We start from the raw sequence: 10,297 nt of genomic DNA on the forward strand, positions 1-10,297 counted from the left end.
TATAAAGAATGTTAGAAGTAAAAAATTTACACGCAAGTATTAACGATAAGGAGATTTTAAAAGGAATAAATCTTGATATTAAACCAGGTGAAGTTCATGCTATAATGGGACCAAATGGTTCTGGAAAAAGCACGCTTTCAGCAGTTATTGCAGGAAAAGAAGAATTTGATGTTACCGAAGGTTCCGTTATTTTAAACGGTGAAGATTTGGAAGATTTAGCTCCAGAAGAAAGAGCACATAAAGGTATCTTTTTATCTTTCCAATATCCTGTTGAAATCCCTGGAGTTACCGTTACAAACTTTATTAAAACGGCCATTAACGAAACTAGAAAAGCAAAAGGTTTAGAAGATTTACCTGCTAAGGATATGTTGAAGTTAATTCGTGAAAAAGCAGATTTATTAGAAATTGATCGTAAGTTTTTATCACGTTCATTAAACGAAGGTTTTTCAGGTGGTGAAAAAAAACGAAATGAGATTTTTCAAATGGCCATGTTAGAACCTAAATTAGCCATTCTAGATGAAACTGATTCTGGACTAGATATTGACGCGTTAAAAATTGTTGCCAATGGTGTAAACAAATTAAAAAGCAACGACAACGCTGTACTTGTTATTACGCATTACCAACGTTTGTTAGATTATATTGTACCTGATTTTGTACATGTTTTATACAATGGTAAAATTGTAAAATCTGGAGGAAAAGAATTGGCATTAGAATTAGAAGCAAAAGGGTACGACTGGTTGAAATAAAATACTATGGAATTAAAAGAAAAATTAGTTGCTTCATTTTTAGCTTTTGAAAACAAAGGTGGATTAGATTTAGATTCTAAAACACATGCTACAAGATTACAAGCTATTCAAAATTTTGAAAAGAGAGGTTTTCCTACTAAAAAAGATGAAGAATGGAAATATACAAGCTTAAAATCTATTTTAAAAAAAGATTTAGGCCTATTTCCCTCTACAGATACGTCTATTGGATTTAAAGATATTAAAGAATACATATTAAATGATATTGAATCATACACCCTTATTTTTATTGACGGTGTTTTCAATTCATTTTTATCGAGTACCACTCATGACGACTGTGATGTTTGTGTATTATCTTCAGCTTTAACACGTCCAAAGTATAAAATGATTGTTGACAATTATTTCAACACCATTGCAAAAGACAACAATAGTTTAACGGAATTAAATACTGCATTTACCAAAGAAGGTGCTTTTATAAACATTCCAAAAAATACGATTGTTCAAAAGCCAATTCAAATATTAAACTTTTCTACAGGAAAAGAAAGCGAAGTAATGCTTCAGCCAAGAAATTTGGTTGTTGTTGGTGAAAATTCACATGTTCAAATTATTGAACGTCATCAAAATCTTTCAAAAAACACAACGTTAACAAACTCGGTAACTGAGATTTTTGTTCATAAAAGAGCAATTGTTGATTTTTATAAAATTCAAGATGACACTAAAGATTCATCTATGATTGATAGTACCTTTGTTTCGCAAAAACAACAAAGTGTAGCGTCGGTTCATACCTATTCTTTTGGTGGAAAAATGACAAGAAATAATTTAGAGTTTTATCATGAAGGTGAACATATTACTTCAAATTTGAATGGAATTTCAATTTTACACGATAAGCAGCACGTAGATAATCACACCTTAGTAAACCATAAATATCCAAATTGTGAAAGCCACGAGTTGTATAAGGGTATTTATGATGATAAATCAACCGGTGTATTTAACGGAAAGGTATTGGTACAACAAGCAGCGCAAAAAACCAACGCTTTTCAACAAAATAACACTATTTTAATTAGTGATGGAGCAACTATCAATGCAAAACCACAATTAGAAATTTTTGCTGATGATGTAAAGTGTTCTCACGGTTGTACTATTGGGCAATTGGATGAAAGTGCGTTATTCTATATGCAATCACGTGGTATTCCTAAAAAAGAGGCCAAAGCTTTATTATTATTTGCCTTTGGAAATGACGTAGTTGAAAAAATTAAAATTCCACAATTAAAAACACGAATTACTAAATTAATTGCCAAAAATCTGGGTGTTAATTTAGGTTTTGAATTATAAAACACTTCAAATTAAATCATAAAAAATGTCGCTAATTGCGACATTTTTTATGATTTAATGTTTTAAAACTTCTGGATTTACAATTACAAATTCTGTTCTTCTGTTTAATTGATGTTCGGAATCTTTACACTCAACTCCATTAGAACATTTATTTACTAATTGAGTTTCGCCATAGCCTTTTCCAAAGACTCTTGAAGGCTTAATTCCTTTGCTTACAAACCAACCTATAGTCGCTTTTGCTCTATTGTCTGAAAGCTCTAAATTATAGGTGTCACTAGCTCTAGAATCGGTATGTGAACCTATTTCAATAATGAGATTGGGGTATTTATTTAGTAAATGCAATACTTTATTTAAGGCTTCTTCGGCCGCCTTTTTAATCTCAAATTTATCTTTATCAAAATAAATTGGAGGTGTATTTACCATTAATAAGTTTCTTTCACTTTTAAATTCGCTAGGCTCTTCTTTTGAATTTATGGTGTCAAGCTCTGTATATATACTACTTGAATACCCTTTACACCTAACTAACACAGGTTTTGTGATATGGTAATCATCATTCATATCAAAATCCTTTAAATAGCCGTCGTTGGCATAATTATCTAACTCAATTACCGATACATTATCAAACTCAAACATTACTCTACTTGTTGGACCTTCACTTTCTTCAATAGCCCCAACTGCAATAATAGTTGGAGGCATATTAACAACAATTAAATTTGTAGGATTTGCTGTTCCTAAAAACCTTAAATTTTCATTGCAATTAGTAGCCAACGCTTCATTGTTTGGGCCATCAATATCATTAATTCCAAATCTAAAATTTGCGGGCTCAATAGGTGTTATTTTATCTGCTTGTAAAAATGTAAATCTAATTCGGCTAAGATTTGCCGGAATTCCTTTAGCCTTCGAAATAGATGTATACCTTATATTATCATCACTTTGTGTAAACAAACCATTTTGCGGCCCATCTATTCTTTGTGCTTTTATGTAAGCTAAAGATGGAATGGTTTTAGAGTAGGCTTTAAATAATGCATTGTTAGTTTCATTACCTGAAATAACCCCCGTAATAGTCACTAATTCATAACCTTGAGCTACTAATTTATTTCCGTAAAAAAATAAAGCAATAATAATTAAACAACCTATTTTTGTGGTAAATTTCAAATGAAACTAGTTGTGGTGAAACTTCATACAATTTACAAAAAAATACTCACTTAAAAACTAAATATTGAGCTTAGCTTTAAGTGAGTATTTTTACCAATTTTACAAGAGCTTTTACTTAATAGCTTCTGGATTTACAATCACAAATTCTGTTCTTCTATTTAATTGATGTTCTGCTTCTGTACAAGGAACATCATTAGAACATTTATTAACTAATTGCGTTTCTCCATAACCTTGCCCTGTGATTCTTGAAGGATCAATACCTTTTTTGATAATCCAATCAATAGATGATTTTGCTCTACGGTTAGACAGTTTTAAGTTATAGGCATCTGGAGCTCTACTATCGGTATGAGAATTCAATTGAATTTTAATTTCAGGATATTTCCTCATTATTGCAACTACTTTTTCTAACTCAACAGCTGCATCTGAACGTATATATGATTTGTTTAAATCAAAATATAGTGGATTAATCTTTATCATTAACGAATCTCTAACATAAACAAATTCACTTATTGCTAAATTTAAATCTACTTTAAATTCTGAATTGTATACATTTGAAGTACTAATTTCCTCATCATCAATTGTATAATCTTTTTCTGAACCTACCAATTTATAATTAGTTTCACAGTTTAAGTTAAAACTGAAAGTTGCATTAGCATCGGTTATTTTACTTTCTAACAAAACTCCTTGATGATCAAATAATTCAACCAAAGCTCCTGGCAATAATTCGTTTGTATTTTTATCTCTAATTACACCTTGTACCAGCTGATTACATTTAAAAGTTAAAGGCGTTAATTCTACAAATGAGTAGATATCATCGTCACCATTACCTCCATCTCTATTGGATGAAAAATAACCTAGATTGGTATTTGGTTTTTGTACAAAACTAAAATCATCTTTATTACTGTTTAAAGGCTCACCTATGTTTTGTGCTTTTTTAACAACTTCTCCATGCTGAATAGGGGCCACGTAAATATCTAACCCTCCTTTACCGTCAACGTAACCATTTGATGAGAAATATAACACATCATTTTCATCTACAAAAGGAAACATTTCTTTTCCTTGAGTATTTACATTTGGACCTAAATTTCTTGGCGCACTGTATGTACTGTCATTCAAAATATCTACTACATAAATATCTGTTTCACCATAACCGCCTAACATATCAGAAATGAAGTATAACTTATCTTCTGCAGCATTTAATACTGGATGACCGGTTTGGTAATTATCATTATTAAAAGGCATTTGTTTTACTTCCCAATCATCTTTATTTTTTATTTTGGCTTTGTATAACTGATTTAGGTTCCTATTTAATGTATCTTTTTTAAACTTTTTGTTTAAATAGTTATTTCTAGTAAAATATATCGTTTTTAAATCTTTAGAGAAAGTAACATCAGCATCATGAAATTTTGAATTTACTTTTTTCGAAAAAAGTGTTACCTCCGAAATCTCACCATCTTCACTACACACTCCTTTATACAATTGTAAAAAAGGTTGATCATTACCTTTCCATACTCTATTTTTTATCGTTTTACTTTTTCTTGAGGAAGTAAATATCACAGTACTATCACCTGCATACGAAACACCATAATCTTGGTATTTAGTGTTTACAGCTATATTTTTTATAGTATAATTCCCTTTTAATGTAACCTCTTTAGTTGTATTTTGTAATCCTTGTGCTCTTAATAAACTTATACAGAACAATAATAATAGTATGGTAAATTTTTTCATATCTAGTTTCTCTGGTTTTATTTAAAAGAATCTTGGACTCTTTAAATTTTTTCTATTAAATTCAAACAACATTATAATCTCGTGCGATCCTGAATTAAAATCACCAAAATTGCTAGTTGTGTAATCATAAGCATACCCAATTCTAAAATCATCGTTTACTTGGAAACCAACCATACCACTGATAGAATCATCAAATCGGTACGACATACCCACTTCAAACATTTGATTTACCAATAAGTTTAATGAAAGATCAACTGATAAAGGTGCCCCTGAAGTTGCTTTAAACATTGTTGAAGGCTTCAATAATAAATTTTCTGACAAGTCAAACACATACCCCGCAGTTAAAAAATAATGCATCTTTTCTGAAGCTGTGCTAACATACCCATTACCACTTTCTAAATGTCGTGTCTCTAAAAAATTTGGTACTGAAAAACCAGCATAAAATTTATTTGTATAATAATATACACCTGCTCCAAAATTAGGAGAAGCTTGATTGATAGGTTCGTTTAATGGATCTGGATCAACGGTATCTAAATAACCTATATCTAAAAGACTAACTCCCGCTTTTAGTCCAAATGCCAAACGACCTTCTTCACTTGTGAAAATAGTATACGAAAAATCTGCATACACATTACTTTCCTTTACAGGACCTATCTCATCATAAATTACAGAAAGACCTAGCCCTGTAGCTTTTCCTATAGGTGAATTGAATGAAAGTGTCGCTGTTTTTGGGGCACCTTCAACTCCTACCCATTGTGTTCTACCTAACAAGCCAATAGCTGGAACTCCTTTAGATCCTGCATACGCTGGGTTGATAACCACCATATTGTACATATACTGGGTATATTGTGCATCTTGCTGTCCAAAAATGGTTGTTGCAGACATTAAAGCTAAAATTCCTAAAAGTAATTTTATTTGTTTCATAAACTTCATTTAAATAATATAGTTTAGGAGATAGCATTGTTTAATATTATATCTCCAGATAATTTTTTATCGTTTTAAATAGACCCAACCTGTTTGCGGTTTTCTTTCTCTATCGTTAAAATAAATTGTATAGAAATAAGTTCCTACTGGTAGTTCACCAGCACCAATATTCCATCGTCCATCTGAATATCCATCCCACCAATCCGGTATTGTTGTTGAGTTCCCATTATGTTTATATTCATATACTTTATTACCCCACCTATTCACAATTCCCATACTAAAATCTGAATATAAGACCTGTAAATTTCTAACTTCAAATACATCATTAATACCATCTCCATTTGGTGTAAACTCTTCAGAAATCACTAATAAAACTTGAGGTTTTGTAATAACACTCGCCATGTCATCTTCATTAAGATCTCCATTTCCAGGAGTTGAATCAGGATCATATTCATTTGCAGCTGTTACTTCTGCAACATTTAACCAATCCCCATATGAATTCACTCTAGTCGTAACTGTTAAAATTTCTTCTTCTCCACTTACAACACTTCCAACATCCCACAAACCGCTATATTCATCATAAATTCCGTTAGTTACTGATGCACTTACAAATGAATATCCTGAAGGTAACAAATCTGTTACTTCAACACCTGTAGCGTTACTTGGGCCATTATTAGTTAAAGTAATGGTAAAAATTACATTCTCTCCTGATATTGGACTATCGTTATTCACTTGTTTATTTAACATTAAATCTGATGCCTCAGGAATAGTAATATTTACTTGTGCAGTTTGACAAGTTCCTGGTGCTGAATCACCAATAGTTGCTATGTAACAAACTTCATATTCAACTATTACTGTTTTACCTGCTTCGGAAGGGTTTGGTGTATAGGTCATTTCACCTGTTAAAGAATCAAAACTCACAACTCCAAGTGCATTTCCACCTATTTGGATTAAAGTTGTATTAGTACTTGGCAAATAATCATCGTTTAATAAAACATCAATAATCCCTGTTTCATTAAACATGATTATACCATTATCATTCTCAACAACTATTTTTAATACATTAGGATCTGTGACATCAGGATTTCCATCATTGTCATCATCAATATCATAAATATCAGCAATACCATCACCTTCATTATCAGAAAGTACTGTAATTGTCACATTCGCTGTTGTACAAATAGGAGTAATAGTATCATCACAAACCTCATATACAAAACTATCTGTTCCAACAAAATCAAGGCTTGGCGTGTAAATATATGTGCCGTCAGGATTGATAACTACTGTACCATTAGTTGGAAGAGTTATTGGTAATGTATTTATCACTAGTATATCTCCGTCTATATCACTATCGTTCAACAATAAACCACCTAAAAAAGGAACATTTTCAACAGCTTCAGCAACATCATCTACTGCGACTGGTGAATCATTTACCGGACTTACCGTAATCATTATGTTAGCAATGTTAGAGGTTAATCCTTCATTGTCATTCACAACATATTCAACAGGTGTCACAATTCCATTAAAATCAGCTACTGGAGTAAATGTTACTACTCCTAGTGGACTCACCGTATAAGTCCCTTCATTCTCAACATTCCAAGTTGTTTGAATTCCTGGAGTTGTAGGATCTAAATCAACTGTTGCTATATCTACAGAACCATCTTCATCCGTGTCATTGCCTATTATATCAATGGTAATAATCGTGTCCTCATTGGCTGTAATTGCATCTGTATTCGCAATTGGAGCCGAATTAAACACTTGGCAAACCAAACCAAAATCTAATGTGTTATCAACTGATTCTGTTGCTGTTAATTGCGCTAGTTTAATATCATCCGTTGTCACACCACAAACTGAATATGTTTTAGCTTCAACAACTTTCCCTGATTTAGCTAACACTGCTGTAGGTAATACTTTTACCAATCCACTTTCTCTCATTAAATTGGCAGCAGCTACAATACCTGCTTCAAAATCAAATCGCACTTCATATTCACCCCATTCATTTAATTCACCTCTAGTACGCCAATATCCTTGAATACCAACTATAATTTCTTTTGAAAAACCATTTGGCCCGGTTACATATATGTTAGGAACACTTGTTGTTGTACTGCCAAATCCTGCTGCATTTAATTCTCCTTCATTATTAGCCCCTTCATAACTTCCATCTCCGTTAAAATCAATCCATTCCCAAGTACTATAATCTATAGAACCATTCGCATTTGGAATATTTTGAGTTACCACCCCGTCATTATTAGCATCAAACCATTCATCTTGTATTCCGTTGTTATTTACATCATACCAAACAAAATTTCCAAGAACAGGAAGATCTGAGGCATCATACGTAAAGTTATTAACTACGTAATCACAATTTTCAATATCATAGAAACCTAAACTTGAATTTACATTATACAAGTCATACGCTGTATTTAAATTTGCATCCTGAACCTGTACAATATAATTCCCAGGAATAAACCCTGTAAAGTTATAATATCCATCAGCCCCTGTTACCATCAATAATGTTGGTCCTGCCGTTCCATTATTTGGTATCAATGTTACCGGTACATTTGCCAAAGGCGTATTTGTACCAATATTCATTACAACACCTGATATCTTAGTTGAATTACATATCACATTCACAGTCACCATAGCTGTATCACAATTACTCATATTTGCATTTTCACAAATACTATAAGTTATACTGTAGTTTCCCGCAGGGGTTCCATCTAAAACATCAACGGAACCGTTTGGATTTAATGTGACATAACCTGTTGGATCAGCATTAACAATTGTTAGAGTAATGTCATTAGAATTTACAGCGACATTTTCAAATGTATCGTTATCAAAAGCATTTATAATAGCTGTTCCTCCGTTTAGTCCATCTATACCACTGATAACATCATTTTCTGCTACAAGTGCATCATTCAAGGGGTTGACCGTAATGTTTAAGGTTCCTGTATCGATTAAAAAGCCATCAGTAACCGTATAATCAACAATGTCTGGTCCAGTATAGTTCACCTCTGGGGTATACGTATAAGAACCGTCTGTTGCAATAACAATTGTTCCGCCTTGTACGGTGGTAAATGTTCCTGCTATTACACTTAAGGCATCTCCATCTAAATCGGTGTCATTTAAATCTAAGTCTACTGTTGATGTAAATAACGTATCTTCTGTCGCATTGATTGCATCGTCTACTGCGACTGGCCCATCGTTTTGAGAAGCTACCGTAATGGTTAATGTACCCATATCCGTAAGGTTTCCATCTGTTACTATGTAATCAACACTATCTGTTCCATTAAAGTTTGTAGCTGGGGTATACGCATAAGAACCATCTGTTGCAATAACAATTGTTCCGCCTTGTGCTGTGGTAAATGTTCCTGCTGTTACACTTAAGGCATCTCCATCTAAATCGGTGTCATTTGAATCTAAGTCTACTGTTGATGTAAATAACGTATCTTCTGTAGCATTGATTGCATCGTCTACTGCGACTGGTCCATCGTTTTGAGAAGCTACCGTAATGGTTAATGTACCCATATCCGTAAGGTTTCCATCTGTTACTATGTAATCAACACTATCTGTTCCATTAAAGTTTGTAGCTGGGGTATACGCATAAGAACCATCTGTTGCAATAACAATTGTTCCGCCTTGTGCTGTGGTAAATGTCCCTGCTGTTACACTTAAGGCATCTCCATCTAAATCGGTGTCATTTGAATCTAAGTCTACTGTTGATGTAAATAACGTATCTTCTGTAGCATTGATTGCATCGTCTACTGCGACTGGCCCATCGTTCACTGGTGTAACCACTATAGTTATATAAACGGTGGCTGAAGAACAAACATTAGGTGTCAAATTTATGTTACAAACTTGATAATTTACTGTTACTGTTGTACCCTCTTCTCCTGCTACTGAAGTATAAGATATTTCACCTGTGTTTTCATCAAATATAACTGAACCTGCTGCAGTAGCTCCAATTTGAGTTATTGCGATTATACCTGTATTATTTATGTCTAAATTATCTGAAAAATCATCATTATTAATTATATCATAAGTAGTTGGTATTCCTCCAAGAACATTCATGTTGTCATCGAATGCAGTAGGAACAAATGGATTTGGATCACTACTATCTGGATTACCATCATTATCATCATCAGAGTCACAAACATCACCTAATCCATCTGCATCTGCATCTTCTTGTAATGGATTTGAAATACTTGAACAGTTGTCTACATTATCACAAATACCATCACTATCAATATCATTTATTGGATCATTCTCCCAAGAACAAGTCGTTGTGTTGAATACAAAATTATCCCAACAATTCACTATCGCTGGTTGAACATCTTGAACTCCTGTGTTTTCCCAAGAACAAGTTGTTGTGTTGAATACAAAATTATCCCAACAATTCACTACCGCTGGTTGAA

The 10,297-nt window shown here is 32.8% G+C and carries 6 protein-coding genes; 2 read left to right on the plus strand and 4 right to left on the minus strand.

All coding sequences use genetic code 11. The annotated features are described in order from the left end of the window. The first annotated feature begins 8 nt into the window (after positions 1–8). Positions 9–746 carry a Fe-S cluster assembly ATPase SufC gene (gene sufC / locus CHB67_RS10605; RefSeq protein ID WP_089381748.1) on the plus strand — a complete coding sequence of 246 codons (738 nt, stop codon included), beginning with the start codon at positions 9–11 and terminating at the stop codon, positions 744–746. Positions 747–752: 6 nt separating this feature from the next. After that, positions 753–2,075, plus strand: coding sequence for a Fe-S cluster assembly protein SufD (gene sufD / locus CHB67_RS10610; protein WP_089381749.1), 1,323 nt, complete (start codon positions 753–755; stop codon positions 2,073–2,075). 54 nt (positions 2,076–2,129) lie between these two features. Here the strand turns inward: sufD and CHB67_RS10615 are convergent, their stop codons facing one another. The 4 genes from CHB67_RS10615 to CHB67_RS10630 form a co-directional block, all read right to left on the minus strand. After that, the gene (locus CHB67_RS10615; RefSeq protein ID WP_089381750.1) at positions 2,130–3,230 is read right to left on the minus strand and encodes an OmpA family protein; all 1,101 of its coding nucleotides are present in this window, start codon (positions 3,228–3,230) and stop codon (positions 2,130–2,132) included. A 111-nt stretch (positions 3,231–3,341) separates the two neighbouring features. Beyond that, positions 3,342–4,958, minus strand: coding sequence for an OmpA family protein (locus tag CHB67_RS10620; RefSeq protein WP_089381751.1), 1,617 nt, complete (start codon positions 4,956–4,958; stop codon positions 3,342–3,344). 21 nt (positions 4,959–4,979) lie between these two features. Beyond that, positions 4,980–5,882 carry a PorP/SprF family type IX secretion system membrane protein gene (locus CHB67_RS10625; protein ID WP_089381752.1) on the minus strand — a complete coding sequence of 301 codons (903 nt, stop codon included), beginning with the start codon at positions 5,880–5,882 and terminating at the stop codon, positions 4,980–4,982. Between the two features lie 66 nt (positions 5,883–5,948). Next, positions 5,949–10,297: tandem-95 repeat protein (locus CHB67_RS10630; RefSeq protein ID WP_141119703.1), on the minus strand; the 4,349-nt coding region annotated here is incomplete at its 5' end.

The organism is Lutibacter agarilyticus (genome assembly GCF_900188235.1).
In the GTDB taxonomy this organism is placed as follows: domain Bacteria; phylum Bacteroidota; class Bacteroidia; order Flavobacteriales; family Flavobacteriaceae; genus Lutibacter; species Lutibacter agarilyticus.